Annotated in this window: 15 protein-coding genes; 4 read left to right on the top strand and 11 right to left on the bottom strand. The window is 66.5% G+C overall.

Annotated features, from left to right (window positions below):
* Positions 1-42: 42 nt before the first annotated feature.
* Entirely contained in the window at positions 43-1,443 is a 1,401-nt protein-coding gene (gene rluB / locus ACFW0H_RS09805; protein ID WP_422913706.1) for a 23S rRNA pseudouridine(2605) synthase RluB, read from the top strand.
* A gap of 103 nt (positions 1,444-1,546) precedes the next feature.
* On the opposite strand, the gene ACFW0H_RS09810 is transcribed toward rluB, so the two are convergent.
* Positions 1,547-1,789, bottom strand: a complete 243-nt coding sequence (locus tag ACFW0H_RS09810) for a hypothetical protein (RefSeq protein WP_422913707.1) — start codon at positions 1,787-1,789, stop codon at positions 1,547-1,549.
* A gap of 180 nt (positions 1,790-1,969) precedes the next feature.
* Between ACFW0H_RS09810 and ACFW0H_RS09815 the strand changes: the two genes are divergently transcribed.
* Both ACFW0H_RS09815 and ACFW0H_RS09820 read left to right on the top strand, forming a co-directional pair.
* Positions 1,970-2,620: a FadR/GntR family transcriptional regulator gene (locus tag ACFW0H_RS09815; RefSeq protein WP_422913708.1), complete on the top strand. Its 651-nt coding sequence runs from the start codon at positions 1,970-1,972 to the stop codon at positions 2,618-2,620.
* A 27-nt stretch (positions 2,621-2,647) separates the two neighbouring features.
* Positions 2,648-3,928 (top strand): CynX/NimT family MFS transporter, encoded by a 1,281-nt coding sequence (locus ACFW0H_RS09820; protein ID WP_422913709.1) that lies wholly within the window; start codon positions 2,648-2,650, stop codon positions 3,926-3,928.
* A gap of 237 nt (positions 3,929-4,165) precedes the next feature.
* On the opposite strand, the gene ACFW0H_RS09825 is transcribed toward ACFW0H_RS09820, so the two are convergent.
* Positions 4,166-5,116 (bottom strand): LysR family transcriptional regulator, encoded by a 951-nt coding sequence (locus tag ACFW0H_RS09825; RefSeq protein ID WP_422913710.1) that lies wholly within the window; start codon positions 5,114-5,116, stop codon positions 4,166-4,168.
* A gap of 120 nt (positions 5,117-5,236) precedes the next feature.
* Here ACFW0H_RS09825 and ACFW0H_RS09830 point away from each other — a divergent pair, with 120 nt between their 5' ends.
* Entirely contained in the window at positions 5,237-5,986 is a 750-nt protein-coding gene (locus ACFW0H_RS09830; RefSeq protein WP_422913711.1) for a 3-oxoacyl-ACP reductase family protein, read from the top strand.
* A gap of 190 nt (positions 5,987-6,176) precedes the next feature.
* Here ACFW0H_RS09830 and ACFW0H_RS09835 read toward each other — a convergent pair whose 3' ends face one another.
* From ACFW0H_RS09835 to ACFW0H_RS09875, 9 genes are all read right to left on the bottom strand, one after another.
* Positions 6,177-7,100: an aldo/keto reductase gene (locus ACFW0H_RS09835; RefSeq protein WP_422913712.1), complete on the bottom strand. Its 924-nt coding sequence runs from the start codon at positions 7,098-7,100 to the stop codon at positions 6,177-6,179.
* On the bottom strand, positions 7,097-8,380 hold the full coding sequence (locus ACFW0H_RS09840) for an NTP/NDP exchange transporter (RefSeq protein ID WP_422913713.1): 1,284 nt from the start codon (positions 8,378-8,380) through the stop codon (positions 7,097-7,099). Before ACFW0H_RS09840 ends, ACFW0H_RS09835 begins: the two co-directional genes overlap by 4 nt.
* Positions 8,381-8,581: 201 nt before the next feature.
* Positions 8,582-9,904, bottom strand: coding sequence for a two-component response regulator AauR (gene aauR / locus ACFW0H_RS09845; RefSeq protein ID WP_422913714.1), 1,323 nt, complete (start codon positions 9,902-9,904; stop codon positions 8,582-8,584).
* Positions 9,901-11,811, bottom strand: coding sequence for a sensor histidine kinase (locus ACFW0H_RS09850; protein WP_422913715.1), 1,911 nt, complete (start codon positions 11,809-11,811; stop codon positions 9,901-9,903). Before ACFW0H_RS09850 ends, aauR begins: the two co-directional genes overlap by 4 nt.
* Before the next feature lie 67 nt (positions 11,812-11,878).
* On the bottom strand, positions 11,879-12,613 hold the full coding sequence (locus ACFW0H_RS09855) for an amino acid ABC transporter ATP-binding protein (RefSeq protein ID WP_422913716.1): 735 nt from the start codon (positions 12,611-12,613) through the stop codon (positions 11,879-11,881).
* A complete protein-coding gene (locus tag ACFW0H_RS09860; protein ID WP_422913717.1) occupies positions 12,610-13,278 on the bottom strand; it encodes an amino acid ABC transporter permease in 669 nt (222 codons plus the stop codon). Before ACFW0H_RS09860 ends, ACFW0H_RS09855 begins: the two co-directional genes overlap by 4 nt.
* On the bottom strand, positions 13,275-14,021 hold the full coding sequence (locus tag ACFW0H_RS09865) for an amino acid ABC transporter permease (RefSeq protein WP_422913718.1): 747 nt from the start codon (positions 14,019-14,021) through the stop codon (positions 13,275-13,277). The genes ACFW0H_RS09860 and ACFW0H_RS09865 overlap by 4 nt, the downstream gene beginning before the upstream one ends.
* Positions 14,022-14,301: 280 nt before the next feature.
* Positions 14,302-15,210, bottom strand: a complete 909-nt coding sequence (locus ACFW0H_RS09870; protein WP_422913719.1) for a glutamate/aspartate ABC transporter substrate-binding protein — start codon at positions 15,208-15,210, stop codon at positions 14,302-14,304.
* Between the two features lie 283 nt (positions 15,211-15,493).
* The gene (locus ACFW0H_RS09875; protein WP_422913720.1) at positions 15,494-16,378 is read right to left on the bottom strand and encodes a helix-turn-helix domain-containing protein; all 885 of its coding nucleotides are present in this window, start codon (positions 16,376-16,378) and stop codon (positions 15,494-15,496) included.
* Positions 16,379-16,393 lie beyond the last annotated feature (15 nt).

The following is a 16,393-nucleotide window of genomic DNA, read 5'->3' on the forward strand; positions in this document are numbered from 1 at the left end:
ATGATGCGCGGCCTTTTTACTGCTACACCGGGAGGTGCCCAGATGAGTGACATCGAATACAGCCCCGCAGGGGAGAAGCTGCAAAAGGTCCTGGCCCGCATGGGGCTTGCTTCGCGCCGTGATATCGAGGCCTGGATCAACGAGGGCCGGGTAAAGGTCAATGGCGAAGTCGCCACCCTCGGCCAGCGCGTTGATCGCCATGACGCCATCAGCGTCGACGGTCGTCTGCTCAAGCGCGAGGAAGAAGCCGAAAGCGTCCGCCGCGTGCTGATCTACAACAAGCCCGAAGGCGAAGTCTGCACCCGTGACGACCCGGAAGGCCGCGCCACCGTATTCGAGCGCCTGCCGCGAGTGAAGTCCGGTCGCTGGATCAATGTCGGCCGCCTGGACATCAACACCACCGGCCTGCTGCTGTTCACCACCGACGGTGAACTGGCCAACCGCCTGATGCACCCCTCCTTCGAGATGGACCGCGAGTACGCCGTGCGCGTGCGTGGCGAAGTCACCGAGGAGATGCTGGAAAACCTCAAGCACGGCGTGATGCTGGAAGACGGTCCGGCGAAGTTCACCGACATCCAGGAAGCCCCCGGCGGCGATGGCCTCAACCACTGGTACCACTGCGTGGTGATGGAAGGCCGCAACCGCGAAGTGCGCCGTCTCTGGGAATCCCAGGGCCTGGTGGTCAGCCGTCTGAAGCGTGTGCGCTTCGGGCCGGTGTTCATCACCTCCGACCTGACCATGGGCCGCTGGCGCGAAATGTCCCAGAGTGAAGTGGATATCCTCAGCGCCGAGGTGGGCCTCAAGCCCGTTGCCCTGCCGAACATGAAGGAAAAGTTCCGCGACCGCCTGGATCGCTTGCAGCGCAAGTCGGCCAAGCCCGTCGGCGCCCGTGCGCCGCGCCGCGAAGGCGATGAGCGTCCGGCGCGTGGGCCGCGTCATGAAGGGGAAGAGCGCCCGGCCCGTGGCCCGCGCCGCGAGGGTGACGAGCGTCCGACTCGTGGCCAGCGCCGTGAGGGGGATGAGCGTCCGGCCCGTGGTCCGCGTCGTGAGGGTGACGAGCGCCCGGCCCGTGGCCAGCGCCGCGAGGGTGACGAGCGTCCGGCCCGTGGCCAGCGCCGCGACGGTGACGAGCGTCCGGCCCGTGGCCCGCGCCGTGACGGTGACGAGCGTCCGGCCCGTGGCCAGCGCCGCGAGGGTGACGAGCGTCCGGCTCGTGGCCAGCGCCGCGACGGCGACGAGCGCCCAGCCCGCGCCCCGCGTGGCACGCCGGTGGCCGAGCGTCCGCGCGACACCAACAAGAAGCGCCCGGCCAAGCCCCAGGGCGAACGTCCGGCCGTCGAACTGGCCGACCGCCCCAACCGCAAGCCACAGAGCCCGCAGCACAGGCGCAGTGGCCCGGCGGGTGGCGAGGGCCAGCGTCCGGGTTTCGGCCGCAAGCGCTGATTGATCGGCAAGGAAAAAGGGGCTCATCGAGCCCCTTTTTCATTTCCGGCGTGCGGTATTTCACGCACGCCGGGAGCGGTCGTTCGTCATCAGCGACCTGGCCTCAGCCTTTCTTCGGCATGTCCTTGGGCAGATCCTTTCCCGCTTCCGGCACCCTGGGATGCAGGATGGCCTGGCGCAGCCGTTCGTAGTCGTCGTAGGGCAGGCTGCTGCGGCTGAGCATTTCCAGGGCGAACTGCTTCACCTCGGCGTCGGTATAGGGGCGTTGCTCGGGGGCCGGCTGGCTGGCGCAGCCAGCGAGGATCAGTGCCATTACGGCCAGCGCAAGGATGTGGGCGTGCTTCATGGGGGTTCCCCGAGCGATGCATGGGTGAGTGCGTGCAGGCTACCAACGGCCGGGGAGGGGGAAAAATCATCCCGGCCGATAATGACTATTTCGTTACTCGCAAGGATGGTGGTTGCGGCGAGCTGGCTCGATGACTAACCTTTGCCTTCTTCAAATTCATCCGATGATTGGATGTTTGCCATGCCCGCACCCGCACTCAAGCGCTCCCTGGTGGATATCGCCCTGGAGCAGATCCGCCAGCGCATCGATGACGGCACCTGGCCGCTGGGCCATCGCCTGCCCCCGGAGCCCGAACTGGCCGAGATCATCGGCATCAGCCGCAACACCGTGCGCGAGGCGGTGCGGGTGCTGACCTTCTCCGGCGTGCTGGAAGTGCGCCAGGGCGACGGCACCTATGTGCGTGCCTGCGCCGACCCGCTGGCCACCATGCAGGCCCTGGCGCGCAGTTCGGTGGAGCAGGCCCTGGAGGCGCGCGGGATGATCGAGATCGAGGCCTCCCGGTTGGCCGCACTGCGCCGCACCGAGGACGACCTTGCGGCCCTGCATGTGGCGCTGGCCGCCTCCAGCGCGCGTTCCAGCTATGAGGACCTGCAGGATTACATCGTGCATGACCTGGCCTTCCACCAGCGGGTGGTGGACAGCGCCCACAACCCGGTGCTCAGCGAGCTGTACCGCTATTTCTCCCAGGTGATCCGCGTGGGGCTGGAACGCACCATCTCCGATCCCGAGCGGCCACAGCCGAGCTTCGACCTGCACCGCGAACTGCTGGACGCCATCGAGCGCCAGGACGCGGACGCCGCCGCAGCGGCCAACCGCGCGTTGCTGATCTGACCTTGCCCCTATTGCGGAATTGCCTTCATGTCCACTGCCCCTTCCCTGGATGAAGCCCCCGAGACGCCGGCCTGCCCCCCGGAAGAATTGCTGATCGACGCCGAGGCCGACGACGAGCCCCGGCCCCACGCGCTGCCCGGCAGCGCCTGGCTGTTGCTGGTCGGCCTGGTGATGGTGGCGCTGAACCTGCGCCCGGCACTCTCCAGCCTGGCGCCGCTGCTCAACCTGGTACGCGAGGCCACCGGCCTCTCGGCCTCCGGCGCCGGTCTGCTGACCACCTTGCCGGTGCTCTGTCTCGGCCTGTTCGCGCCGCTGGCGCCGATTCTGGCGCGGCGCCTGGGCAGCGAGCGCACGGTGCTGCTGATCCTCCTCACCCTGGCCGGCGGCATCCTGCTGCGCAGCCTGTTCCCGGTGGCCGGGCTGTTCCTCGGCAGCCTGGTGGCGGGAGCGAGCATCGGCATCATCGGCGTGCTGCTGCCGGGTATCGTCAAGCGCGATTTCCCCCATATCGCCGGGCTGATGACCGGGGTCTACACCATGGCCCTGTGCCTGGGCGCCGCCCTGGCCGCCGGCGCCACGGTGCCGCTGGCAGAAGGGATGGACCGGGCCTGGCAGCCGGCCCTGGCCTTCTGGGCGCTGCCGGCGGTGCTCGCCGCGCTGGTCTGGCTGCCCCAGGCGCGCCAGGCCCAGCAGGCCCACCGCCAGGCCTACAAGGTGACCGGCCTGTGGCGCGACCCGCTGGCCTGGCAGGTGACCCTCTACATGGGCCTGCAGTCGTCCCTGGCGTACATCGTGTTCGGCTGGCTGCCATCGATCCTGATCGATCGGGGCCTCTCCGCGGTGGAGGCGGGCCTGGTGCTGTCCGGCTCGGTGATGACCCAACTGATCAGCGCCCTCGGCGCGCCCTGGCTGGCCAGCCGTGGCCGCGACCAGCGCGCCGCCGTGGTGCTGGTGATGGGCCTGACCCTGGCCGGGCTGCTGGGCATGCTTTACGCACCGCTGTCCGGCATCTGGGGCTGGGCCGTGGTGCTGGGCCTGGGGCAGGGCGGCACCTTCAGCATCGCACTGGCGCTGATCGTGCTGCGCTCGCGGGACGCCCATGTCGCCGCCAACCTCTCCGGCATGGCCCAGGGCGTGGGCTATACCCTGGCCGCCATGGGGCCGCTGATGGTGGGCGTGGTGCACGACCTGACCCACGGCTGGAGCACGGTGGGAATCATCTTCGTGGTGGTGAGCCTGGCCGCCACGGCGTTCGGCCTGGGCGCGGGGCGCAATCTGCATGTGGCCGCCCGCAGCGAGCACATCTGACGCCGGACGCACGCTTCACCGATCCACCATCGGCGCCGAGCCTGGCCTCGTTGGTGGATGTAAAAAGCGACATCCACCCGACTACTGTGGGGGCGTAGGATGTGGTGGAGCGGAGCGATACCCATCGGCGATGTTTGATGGGATCGTCGTGCAAGGGTGGATCACGCTTCACCGATCCACCATCGGTGCCGAGCCTGGCCTCGCTGGTGGATGTAAAAAGCGACATCCACCCTACGACTACGGATGCTCCCTATTTGCAGACCGCCAGTTGGCATTGAACTTCTCCGCCAGCTTCTGCTGGCGGAAACGCTCGACGATGAAGTCGATGAACACGCGGGTCTTGGCCGGCAGCAGCTTCTGCGCGCTGAAGTAGAGGGACAGGCCGCCGGTGTCCACGTACCAGTCCGGCAGCACCCGCTCCAGGCTGCCGCGCTCCAGGTGGGGCAGGGCGTGCACCGTGCTCACCAGGGTGATGCCCAGCCCTTGCATGGCCGCATGGCAGGCCGCTTCCGGGTCGCTCATGGCCATGCGCATCTTCAGCTCGAAAGTCGCCTGGCGATCGTCACGGGTGCGCAGCGGCCAGGCGCGTACGCGGCCGGTCTGGGGTGAGCGGATGAGGATGCCGTCGTGCCGGGCCAGGTCTTCCGGCGATTCGATGGCCGGGTGCCGCGCCAGATAGTCCTTCGACGCCAGCAGCACCCGATGGGCCGGTGCCAGTTGCCGGGCGATCACCCCGGGCGGTAGTTCGAAGCCGCCGCCGATGGCTGCGTCGAAGCCTTCGCCGATGAGGTCCACGGGGCGGTTGTCGAAATGCCAGTCGGGAATGATGGCCGGGTAGCGGGCGAGGAAGTCGGCCAGGTGCGGCAGGATGTAGTCGCGGCCGAAGGCCACGCCCATGCTCACCTTGAGGGCGCCGGCCGGCTGGCCCTGGCTGCTGGCGAGGTTGGCCACCGCGCCCTGGATGCTCGCCAAGCCGCCGCTCACTTCGGCGAGAAAGCGCTCGCCCGCCTCGGTCAGGGTCAGGCGGCGGGTGCTGCGCAGGAACAGTCGCACGCCCAGATTGCTTTCCAGCCGGGCCACGTTCTTGCCCACGGCAGCAGGTGTAAGGCCCAGGCGCCGTGCGGCCTCGGCGAAGCTGCCGGCCTCTGCGGCGCGGACGAAGCACTCGATGCTGCTGAGGGTTTCCATGGGCTCTCCGTAAACCATTGGTATCGACTGAATATAGCGATTGCCGGCTTATCGGTTGTGAATCTACGCTCGATACTGGGGCCGTCTTCCACTCCACTCCCAAGTTTCAGGAGATCCCACATGAGCACTCTGAAATCCCTCAACGGCAAAGTCGCCTTCATCCAGGGCGGTTCCCGCGGCATCGGCGCCGCCATCGCCCAGCGTCTGGCGAAGGACGGCGCCGCCGTCGCCCTGACCTATGTCGCTTCCGCCAGTGCCGCCCTCGAGGTGGTCGCAGCGATCGAAGCCGCCGGCGGCCGCGCCATCGCCATCCAGGCCGACAGCAGTGACGAGCACGCCATCCGCGCCTCCATCCGCCATACCGTGGAGACGTTCGGTCGCCTCGACATCCTGGTGAACAACGCCGGGGTGCTGGCGGTGGCCCCGATAGAAGAGTTCAAGATCGAAGACCTGGATCGCACCCTGGCGGTGAACGTCCGCAGCGTGGTGATCGCCAGCCAGGAAGCCGCCCGCGTCATGGGCGAGGGCGGCCGCATCATCACCATCGGCAGCACCAACGCCGAGCGCATGCCGTTCGCCGGCGGCTCGGTCTACGCCCTGAGCAAGGCGGCGGTGGCCGGCTTCACCAAGGGCCTGGCCCGTGACCTGGGGCCGCGCGGCATCACCGTCAACAATGTGCAGCCGGGCCCGGTGGATACCGACATGAACCCCGACAGCGGCGAATTCGCCGAGGGCCTGAAGCAACTCATGGCCCTGCCACGCTACGGCCAGGCTGAGGAGATCGCCAGCTTCGTGGCCTACCTGGCCGGCCCGGAAGCGGGCTACATCACCGGGGCCAACCTGATGGTCGATGGCGGGTTCTCGGCCTGATAAAGCCCGATGAGTTCGTCGGACAGGACGTTGATGGGTATCGCTGCGCTCCACCACATCCTACGTGGGCCGTCGCGCGCGAGATTCGTAGTGCAAGGGTGGATCACGCCTTATCGATCCACCATCGGTGCCGAGCTTGGCTCCGCTGGTGGATGTAAAAAGCGACATCCACCCTACGAGACGAGGGATGTCAGACCGCCTGGATCAGGCGCTCGCGGAAGACCTGATCCGCTTCCTTCCCCCGCCCGGCCTGGAGATTGTCCAGCATATGGCGGGGGTTTCCCGTTCCGGGGATCACACAGGTCACCGCCGGGTGGCTCAGGCAGAACTTCAGCAACAGTTGCGGCCAACTGCTGCAGTCGTAGTCGCCGGCCCAGTCCGGCACGGGCTGCTGCGACAGGTTGCGCAGCAGGTTGCCGCCGCCGAAGGGGCGGTTGATCAGCACTGCCACGCCGCGCTCCCGGGCCAGTGGCAGGATACGTTCTTCCGCATCGCGGTCGTTCAAGGCGTAGTCGATCTGCAGGAAGTCCAATTGTTCGGCGCGCAGGACCTTTTCCAGCTCGTCGTAGGCGCTGGAGGTGTAATGGGTGACGCCCAGGTAGCGGATGCGGCCCTCTTCCTTCCACAGCCGCAGGGTCGTCAGGTGTTCCTTCCAGTCCACCAGGTTGTGCACCTGCATCAGGTCGATGCGCTGGCGTTGCAGCAGGCGCATGGAGTGTTGCATCTGTGCCACGCCGCGCTGACGGCCCTGGGTCCAGACCTTGGTGGCGACGAAGGCGCGCTCATGGGCCTGGAGCTCGTTCAGCAGGCCGCCCACCACTTCTTCCGCCTGGCCGTACATGGGGGAGCTGTCGATCACCGAGCCGCCGGCGGCGAAGAGTTCCTGCAGCACCTTGCGGCAGTCGGCCCAGGCCTCGGCGGCGTCATGGGAAATGTCGAAACCCCGGTAGGTGCCCAGACCGATCACCGGTATCTGCTCACCGCTGACGGGGATCGCCCGGCGACGCAGGGGCTGCTGACCCATGTCGGCGCCCAGGCTGAAAGGGCTCATGGCGAGCAGAGCCGCTCCTGCGCCCAGGCGGAGGAATTCGGCGCGGGTGATGCCGGTTGTCATGGTTCGACCTCCTGTGCTGTTGCTGAATGTTCGTGGCGCCGGCCGAGGCGCCAGCCGAGCGCGGACCAGGCGAGCGCGACGCCCGCGCCCACCAGGGCCACCAGGGCCGCGCCGAGGCCGATGCCGTCGAGCAAGGCCTTGAGCCAGGCACTGACGGCATCGCCTCCGCGGTAGACCACGGTATCGATGAAGTTCTTCGCCCGATATTTCTGCTGGGCGTCGAGGGGCACGAAAAGCATCTCGCGGCCCGGGCGCACGAAGGCGTATTCCCCCACCCGGCGCACCACCATCACCGCCGCCAGCACGGCGAATTGCGGCATCAGCGCCAGGGCGAGGAAGCCCAGGGCCACCAGCAGCGGCACCACGCCCAGCAGGGCGCCGACACCGAAACGCTGGGCCACGCGGCCGGCAATGAACAGCTGGCTGGCCAGCGACAGGGCCTGCACGGCGAAGTCGATCAGGGCGAAGATGCGGATCTGTTGCTGGCTGTCCGGGAACAGCGCCGCCACCAGTCGCGCCTGCTCGAAGTAGAGGAAGGTGCTGGTGCAGGACAGCAGCAGGACGAAGGCGCAGATGCCCAGCAGGTACGGTGAGCCGAATACCAGGCTGATGCCGGCGAAGGGGTTGCCGGGCACCGGCCGTTCCGGCGAATCGCTTTCCATGCCGGGCCGACCGGCGCCCCCCTTGCCGCGCCAGGCCATCAGGTAGCGGCGCAGGGGCAGGGTGGGCAGCAGGAGCAGGGCGGCCAGTGCCAGCAGGCCCGCCGTACCCAGCGCGCCCACCAGCAGGCCGCCGAGCAGCGGGCCGAGCAACCCGCCCAGACTGGCTCCGGCGGCGATGGAGGGAAACAGCCGCTTGGACTGGCGGCGGTCGAACACGTCGGCCAGCAGGCTCCAGGCGAGCGATACCACGAACAGGTTGTAGACCGACAGCCAGACATAGAAGGCCCGCGCCGCCCACAGCGGATCGGGGATGCGCCACAGCAGCCAGGCGAAGCCCAGCAGGTTGGCGGCGAAGAACAGGTAGACCCAGTCGAGGAATACCCGCCGCGGCACCCGCGCGTTCAGCCAGCCATAGGCTGGCACGGCCAGCAGCATGGCGACGAAGGTGGCACTGAACAGCCATTGCAGGTTCTCCACGCCGCCGGCGATGCCCATGGTCTCGCGCACCGGGCGCAGCATGAAATAGCCGCCGAACAGGCACAGCAGCAGGGCGAAGGCGGCCAGGGCCGGGGCCAGTTCACCGGCCTTGGCGTGGATGGCACGGTGCAGCGGGGACATGGCGGTGGTTCGTGTGGTGTGGTCTGGAGGTTTTAGACCATTGGAGAGGCGGGAATTGCTTGTAGGGGCAGGATTCTCTTGTAGGGGCGAATTCATTCGCCAAGGGCAGCACAGCTGCCCCATTCGGGATTGATTGGCAGACCTTCGGCCTGCTTGGCGAATGAATTCGCCCCTACAGGTTCATTTCGCCGCGCAGCCGTCCTACAGCCCGTATTTCTTCACCTTGTCGAACAGGGTGGTCTTGGCCATGCCCAGGGCGATGCTCGCCTGGCTGAGGTTGCCGCCGTGGCGCTCCAGGGCGGCGCCGAGCAGGCTTTTCTCGAAGGCCTCCACCGCTTCGGCGAAGCGCGGTTCGTTGCCATCCGGCGCCTGGCCGCTCTTCTTGAACACCGGCAGGCCGAGGGCGAAGCGTTCGGCGACATTGCGCAACTCGCGCACGTTGCCTGGCCAGTCGTGGGCCATCAGGGTGGAGACCGTGGCGTTGTCGAGTTCCGGTGCGGGGCGGTCGAAGCGCAGGGAGGACAGCTGCAGGAAGTGCTCGAACAGCAGCAGGATGTCTTCACGCCGGTCGCGCAGCGGTGGCAGCTCCAGGGTGACCACGTTGAGGCGGTAGTAGAGGTCGCTGCGAAAGCGCCCGGCGCGGCCTTCCTCGTCCAGGTCGAACTTGGTCGCGGCGATGACGCGGCAATCCACCGGGATCGGCTGATTGGAGCCCAGGCGCTCCAGGGTCTGCTCCTGCAGCACGCGGAGGAACTTGATCTGCAGGTTGATCGGCATGCTCTCGATCTCGTCGAGGAACAAGGTGCCCTGGTGGGCGTGCTCGATCTTGCCGATGCGGCGCTTGCCGGCACCGGTGAAGGCGTGGGCCTCGTGGCCGAAGATCTCGCTGTCGAACAGGTTCTCCGGCAGGCCACCGCAGTTGAGGGCGACGAACTCCTTCGACTGGCGCCGGCTGTAGTCGTGCAGGCAGCGGGCGACCAGTTCCTTGCCAGTACCGGTCTCGCCTTCGATCAGCACATTGGCCGAGGTGTCGGCGACGTTGGCGATCAGCTCGCGCAGGGCCTGGATGGCCGGCGAACGGCCGATGATGCGTTGCTCCAGTGACTGCCGGCCGGCCAGTTGGCGGCGCAGGCTGGACACTTCGCGGGCGAGGGCACGCTGCTCCAGGGCGCGGCGGGCGACGTCCACCAGGCGTTCGGGGGAGAAGGGTTTCTCCATGAAGTCGTAGGCGCCGTTGCGCATGGCGCCCACCGCCATGGAAATGTCGCCGTGGCCGGTGATCAGTACCACCGGCAGGCTGCGGTCGCGGGCCTTGAGGCGTTCCAGCAGGGTGAGGCCGTCCATGCCGGGCAGGCGGATATCGCTGATGACGATCCCGGCGAAGTCTTCGCCCACCTGGGCCAGGGCTTCCTCGGCGCTGCCGAAACCGATGCTGGGGATGTCTTCCAGGGCCAGCGCCTGCTGGCAGCCCATCAGGACGTGGGGGTCGTCTTCGACGATGAGGACGTTGAGGGGCTCGGTCATTGGACGGGGCTCGCGGAGTCGTCGGGGCTTTCCAGCAGCGGCAGGCAGAGTTCGAAGGCGGTGCCGCCGCTTTCCGGGTGATGGGCCGCCAGGCTGCCGCCGGCGGCGGTGGCCAGGCTGGCGGAGAGGGTCAGGCCCAGGCCCAGGCCGTGTTCGCCGGGCTTGGTGGTGAAGAAGGGCTCGAACAGGTGCACGCGGTTGGCCGGGTCGATGCCGGGGCCGTTGTCGCGCACCTGCAGGCGGTAGGTTTTGCCGTCGACGGCGCCGGCCAGCCAGAGCTGGCAGTCGGCCTGGCCGCTCATGGCGTCCAGGGCGTTGGCGATGAGGTTGACCAGGATCTGCTCCAGGCGGGTCTGGTCGATCGCCAGCAGCACATCGGCGAAGTCCCGGTGCAGGGTCAGGGAGGTGCGCTCCAGGCGCGTGTGCAGGAGGAACAGGGCGGCGTCCACCGCCTTGCCCAGGCGTGCCTGGCCGTGGTCGTCGGAGCGCCGGGCGAAGGCGCGCAGGCTGGCGGTGATGCGGCCCATGCGGTCGACCAGTTCGTTGATCGCCGCGAGGTTGGTGCTGGCGGTGTCCAGGGCGCCGCGCGCGAGGAACCGCACGGTGTTGCCGGAGAGCGTGCGCAGTGCCGCCAGGGGCTGGTTGAGTTCGTGGGCGATGCTGGTGGACATCTGTCCGATCACCGCCAGCTTGCCGGCCTGCACCAGGCTGTCCTGGGCCTTGCGCAGGTTCTCTTCGGTCTGCTTGCGTTCACGGATTTCCGCCAGCAGGCGGCTGTTGCTGGCGCGCAGGTCCTGGGTGCGTTCGGCGATCTTGCGTTCCAGTTCGTTGTTGGCCGCCAGCAGCGCCTCGCGGGCGGCCAGGCGGGTGGCGATGGCCTTGCGCCGCTCGTTCCAGGCGATCAGCAGGAAGGCCAACAGGGCGACGCCGACGGCGGCGAGCATGCCCTGGATTACCGCTTCGTGGCGCAGGTCGGCGAGCGGCGAGAGCAGGGTGAAATGCCAGGGCGTGTCGTTGAGGGTACGGGTCTGGGCCAGGTAGGCGACTTCGTCTTCCGCCTCGCCCCGGGGGCCGCTGGCGGCGAAGCTGATGGCTTCCAATCCTTCGCCCAGCACCTCGCGGGAGCGCGGTTCCCATTCGTTCAGCGCCCACCAGTAGTACTGCAGGCTGCGCGCCAGGCGTTCCTTGTCTTCGGCCGAAAGCGGGCGCACGGCCTTCATGCGCAGGGCCGGGTCGCTGGAGAGGATGATGATGCCGTTCTCGTCGCTGACGAAGGCCTGCAGACGGGCCTTTTCCCAACGTTCCTGGAGCGCTTCCAGCTTCACCTTGACCACCGCCACGCCGATGATCCGGCCCTGGTAGCGCAGGCCGTGGGCCAGGTAGTAGCCGGCCTCGCCCGTGGTGCTGCCGATACCGTAGAAGCGGCCGGGCCGGCCCTGCACCGCTTCCTGGAAATAGGCGCGGAAGGCCAGGTCCTCGCCCAGGAAGCTGTCGGCATCGCGCCAGTTGCTGGTGGCCAATACCCGGCCGCTGGTGTCCAGCAGGAAGATCGCGCGGGCGCCACTGCGGCGGTTCAGGCCTTCGAGGTAATCGTTGACCAGATTGCGCCGGTAAGGGGTGGGGTTGAGCAGCAGGTGACTGACGCTGGATTCAAGCTCCAGCAGGCTGGGCAGGTAGGTGTAGCGGTTGATCTCGCTTTCCACGGCGCGGGCGTGGAGTTCCAGCTGCCGTTCGCCGTTGTCCCGCAGCGCGCGGATGCCCGACTCCTCGCTGAGGTGATAGCCGACATAGCCGAATCCCAGCATGCACAGGACGAGCAGCAGGAACAGCAAGAGATGGCGGAGCAGGCGCGGTTTCACGTTCAGGGCTGGCGGTATGGCGCGGAGGCTGGCGGTGGGGCATTGCATCATAGACATCCGGGCCTTGCCAGTCGCGGCTCGGCGCAGGGCGCCGAGCGGCGGGGTGGAGCGTCGATCAGTGTTGCAGGATCTTCGCGAGGAACTGCTGGGCGCGGTCGGAGCGGGCGTTGACGTCGCCGAAGAACTCGTTCTTGGCGCAGTCTTCGACGATCTGCCCGCGGTCCATGAAGATCACCCGGTCGGCCACCTTGCGGGCAAAACCCATCTCGTGGGTCACGCACATCATGGTCATGCCTTCCTGGGCCAGCTCGACCATCACGTCCAGCACCTCGTTGACCATTTCCGGGTCCAGGGCCGAGGTGGGTTCGTCGAACAGCATCACCACCGGGTCCATGGCCAGGGCCCGGGCGATGGCCACGCGCTGCTGCTGGCCGCCGGAGAGCTGGCCGGGGTGCTTGTGGGCATGGGCCTTGAGGCCGACGCGATCGAGCAGTTTGAGGCCCTTGTCCATGGCTTCGTCCTTGCCGCGGCCGAGCACCTTGGTCTGGGCGATGGTCAGGTTCTCGGTGATCGACAGGTGCGGGAACAGCTCGAAGTGCTGGAACACCATGCCGACGCGGGAACGCAGCTTGGGCAGGTTGGTGGCCTTGTCGGCGATGGAGGTGCCGTCGACCACGATGTCGCCCTTCTGGAAGGGTTCCAGGGCGTTCACGCACTTGATCAGGGTGGACTTGCCGGAACCCGAGGGGCCGCACACCACCACCACTTCACCTTTCTTCACCTCGGTGCTGCAGTTGGTCAGCACCTGGAAGTCCCCATACCACTTGTTGACGTTCTTGATGGAAATCATACGGCTAACCTTTTCTGCAGGAGTTTGACCGACTGGGAGGCGATGAAGCTGACGCTGAAGTAGACCAGGCCGGCGAAGATGAGGAACTCATGGGGCTGGCCGATGATGTCGCCGCGGGAGCGGGCGGCGTTGAGGAAGTCCATCAGGCCCACGGTGTAGACCAGCGAGGTGTCCTGGAACAGGATGATGCTCTGCTGCAGCAGCAGCGGGGTCATCTTGCGGAAGGCCTGGGGCAGGATGATCAGGCGCATGCTCTGGCCGTAGGTCATGCCGAGGGCAGAGGCCGCGCCCATCTGGCCCTTGGGAATGGCCTGAATGCCGGCGCGGACGATTTCGCAGAAATACGCCGCCTCGAACATCATGAACGCCACCAGGCAGGAGGTGAACGCCCCCACCGGGGTGTCTTCGCCGGTGATCGCGCGCAGCAGGAAGGGCACCGCGAAGTAGAACCAGGTGATCACCAGCAGCAGCGGGATGGAGCGGAAGTAGTTGACGTACAGCCCGGCAATCTTCGACAGCAGCGGGCTGTGGGACAGGCGCATGAGGGCCAGGACGGTACCCAGGGCCACGCCGCCGAAAACGCCCAGCAGCATCAGCTGGAAGGTCATCAGCAGGCCGTCGCCGAGGCCCGGCAGGGCGGGGACGATCGCGGAAAAGTCCATCATTTACCCCCTACGGAGATCAGGCCGGGCACCGCCACCTTCTTCTCCACCAGGCGCATGAACAGCATCAGGCTCATGTTCAGGGTGAAGTAGATCAGGGTGGCCAGGGTGAAGGCCTCGAACAGGTTGGCGGAGAACTCGGCGGTCTGCTTGGTCTGCGCGAGCAGCTCCATCAGGCCGATCAGGGAGGCCACGGAGGAGTTCTTGAAGATGTTGAGGAACTCGGAAGTCAGTGGCGGGATGATGATGCGGTAGGCTTGGGGCAGCAGCACGTAGCGATAGATCTGCGGCAGGCGGAAGCCCATGGCGCGGGCGGCGCCGAGCTGGCCCTTGGGCAGCGCCTGGATACCGGTGCGCACCTGCTCGCAGACGCGGGCGGCGGTGAACAGGCCGAGGCAGACCACCACGCTCAGGTACGCCGAGGTGGCGGGGTTCAAGTCCTGCTTGAACCAGATTTCCAGCGACTCGGGCAACAGGTCCGGCACCAGGAAGTACCAGAGGAACAGTTGCACCAGCAGCGGCACGTTACGGAAGGCTTCCACATAGACGGTGGCGATGCCGGAGATCCAGCGGTTCGGTACGGTGCGCATCACGCCGAGCAGCGAGCCCAGCAACAAGGCGATGATCCAGCCCGCCAGGGCGATGGCGATGGTCCAGCCCAGGCCGGTGACGAACCAGTCCAGGTAGATTTCGCTGCCGATCCCGGTGGACTTGAAGAACACGCCCCAGTCCCAGTTGTAATTCATCAGGGTTGTCCCCTATCAGGTCGATCTGTCTGCGGTTGAAGGCAGTGGAGGGGGGGAAGCTCCCTCTCCCTCTGGGAGAGGGTTGGGGTGAGGGCTGCATGACTTTGCACGGAGCCCACCATCCCTCACCCCCGGCCCCCGCCCTGCGCCCCTGCCCAAACGCTTCGCGCTTGGGCGTTCATCGGCACTGGAAGTTGCGCTTCCAAAAGCGTGCCTCTTCACCCCAAAGGGAGAGGGGAGAAGAGCGGCCTCTCTCCCGCTAGGAGAGAGGCGCGACAGGTCAGATTTCTTCAGCCGACTTGTCGGTGGGGTTGGCCACCAGCTTCTTCAGCTCGTCGCTCATGGGGAAGTTCAGGTTCAGGCCCTTGGGCGGGATGGGCTGGGTGAACCACTTGTCGTAGATGCCGTTGATCTCGCCGGAGGCGAAGGTGTCGGCGATGGCCTTGTCGACCACTTTCTTGAAGGCTTCGTCGTCCTTGCGAACCATGCAGCCGTAGATTTCGAAGGACTGCGGCTTGCCGGTCACGACCCAGTCATCCGGCTTCTTGGCCTTGGCCATTTCGCCGTAGAGCAGGGCGTCGTCCATCATGAAGGCCACCGCGCGGCCGGATTCGAGCATCAGGAAGGACTCGCCGTGGTCCTTGGCCGAGATGATGTTCATGCCCATCTGCTTCTCGGCGTTCATGGACTTGAGCAGACGCTCGGAGGTGGTGCCGGCGGTGGTCACCACGTTCTTGCCTTTCAGGTCGTCGAACTCGTTGATGCTGGCGCTCTTCTTCGACAGCAGGCGGGTGCCCACTTCGAAGATGCCGACGGAGAAGCCGACCTGCTTCTGGCGCTCCAGGTTGTTGGTGGTGGAGCCGCACTCCAGGTCCACGGTGCCGTTCTGCACCAGCGGGATACGGGTCTGGGAGGTCACCAGGTTGTAGCGGACCTTCAGCGCCGGCATGCCCAGTTCCTGCTTGATGGCCTCGACCACTTTCAGCTGGATGTCATGGGAGTAGCCGACGGGCTTGCCCGGCTCGGTGCCGAGGTAGGAGAAGGGGATGGAAGCGTCACGGTGACCGAGGGTGATGGTGCCGGTCTCCTTGATCTTCTTCAGGGTACCGGTCAGCTCGGCGGCGAAGGCCGGAGCAGAAATCAGGGTTGCTGCGATAGCGGTGGCCAGAACCTTGGGGAGCATACGCATGAACGACAGTCCTCGATGATGTTTGTTCTTATCGGCGCGACAAGGAAGTTCGCGTCCGTCGGGATCTGTATTCGCAGGATGCGTGCCATCTGTATGGTGGTCTGGATTTATAGTTAAGCCATTGATATTTAATGATTTTATTTAGATAGGGTGCTAACTGGAACTTAACCCTGTCCGGGCTTCCGAATATTCGCTCCTAACGTCGTTCGGATTTCCGAACGAGTGACCTGGTGGTCGAATTCCGGGGATTGATTCATTCGTCGAGGGCAGCGCAAAAGTCGCCCTAACCATCGCCCTGCGCCGCTTCGCGAAACTCGCTTGGCGTCAGCCCGGTGTTCTTGCGGAAGAAGCGGCTGAAATAGCCCACATCGGAATATCCCAGGTCGTGGGCGATGGTCTTGATGCTCTGGCTGGAATGGGCCAGTTCGCGCTTGGCCTCCAGCACCAGGCGGGCGTTGATCACCGCCATGGGGTTCATGCCGAGCTGCTCCTGGCAGAGGCGGCCGAGGGTCGCCGTGGTCATGCCCAGATCGCCCGCGTAGTCGTTCACCGGCCGGTGGTTGCGGAAATGCACCTCCACCAGTTCGCGAAAGACACGCACCTGCTGGCTGCGCCGGCCCTGGGCAGGGGTTGGCTGGGCGTTATCGGCAACGGCGAAGCGGAAGATGTGGATCACCAGCGCCAACAGCAGCGACATGCTGCAGGCCACGTGTTCGCGGGGGCGGTCGTGGTACTCCTGGTGCAGCGCCAGGCACAGCGGCAGCAGTGGGTCTTCGCAGGCTTCCCAGCGTGGCAGGTGGATCAGGTGGGGTTTCTGCAATTGCGGCAGCAGAGCCGGGGAGAGCACCCGCGCGGCGCTTTCCAGGGGGGGCTGCAGGGCGGTGATCACATGCCCTTCCACCTGTCCGGCCCAATGGAAGCCGTGGACGAACTGTGCCGGGATGTGGATCACGCAGGGCGCTGTGGCATGAACCTTCTCGCTTTCCAGCAGGACCTCGCCAGCACCCTGCATCAGGTAGAGGATCTGCAACTGGCCGTCGTGCCGGTGCGGTGCGATTTCCCAGTTGTAGGCCCCGGAGCGCTTGGAGATGGATTCCACGTGCAGCGACTCGTGCCAGATCGGCTGCGGCGCCTCGCCATAGAGGTCGTAGTTGGGGATGGTGCTCATTGTTCTTGTAGTCCC

The sequence above is a fragment of the Metapseudomonas cellulosilytica genome, assembly GCF_049334135.1.
Classification (GTDB): domain Bacteria; phylum Pseudomonadota; class Gammaproteobacteria; order Pseudomonadales; family Pseudomonadaceae; genus Metapseudomonas.

Coding starts and splice junctions, on each gene's coding strand:
- ACFW0H_RS09820 (WP_422913709.1), top strand. CDS start 2,648: ATGTCCACTGCCCCTTCCCTGGATGAAGCCCCCGAGACGCCGGCCTGC.
- ACFW0H_RS09875 (WP_422913720.1), bottom strand. CDS start 16,378: ATGAGCACCATCCCCAACTACGACCTCTATGGCGAGGCGCCGCAGCCG.
- ACFW0H_RS09850 (WP_422913715.1), bottom strand. CDS start 11,811: ATGCAATGCCCCACCGCCAGCCTCCGCGCCATACCGCCAGCCCTGAAC.
- ACFW0H_RS09830 (WP_422913711.1), top strand. CDS start 5,237: ATGAGCACTCTGAAATCCCTCAACGGCAAAGTCGCCTTCATCCAGGGC.
- ACFW0H_RS09860 (WP_422913717.1), bottom strand. CDS start 13,278: ATGATGGACTTTTCCGCGATCGTCCCCGCCCTGCCGGGCCTCGGCGAC.
- aauR (WP_422913714.1), bottom strand. CDS start 9,904: ATGACCGAGCCCCTCAACGTCCTCATCGTCGAAGACGACCCCCACGTC.
- ACFW0H_RS09865 (WP_422913718.1), bottom strand. CDS start 14,021: ATGAATTACAACTGGGACTGGGGCGTGTTCTTCAAGTCCACCGGGATC.
- ACFW0H_RS09825 (WP_422913710.1), bottom strand. CDS start 5,116: ATGGAAACCCTCAGCAGCATCGAGTGCTTCGTCCGCGCCGCAGAGGCC.
- ACFW0H_RS09810 (WP_422913707.1), bottom strand. CDS start 1,789: ATGAAGCACGCCCACATCCTTGCGCTGGCCGTAATGGCACTGATCCTC.
- ACFW0H_RS09835 (WP_422913712.1), bottom strand. CDS start 7,100: ATGACAACCGGCATCACCCGCGCCGAATTCCTCCGCCTGGGCGCAGGA.
- ACFW0H_RS09855 (WP_422913716.1), bottom strand. CDS start 12,613: ATGATTTCCATCAAGAACGTCAACAAGTGGTATGGGGACTTCCAGGTG.
- ACFW0H_RS09840 (WP_422913713.1), bottom strand. CDS start 8,380: ATGTCCCCGCTGCACCGTGCCATCCACGCCAAGGCCGGTGAACTGGCC.
- ACFW0H_RS09815 (WP_422913708.1), top strand. CDS start 1,970: ATGCCCGCACCCGCACTCAAGCGCTCCCTGGTGGATATCGCCCTGGAG.
- ACFW0H_RS09870 (WP_422913719.1), bottom strand. CDS start 15,210: ATGCGTATGCTCCCCAAGGTTCTGGCCACCGCTATCGCAGCAACCCTG.
- rluB (WP_422913706.1), top strand. CDS start 43: ATGAGTGACATCGAATACAGCCCCGCAGGGGAGAAGCTGCAAAAGGTC.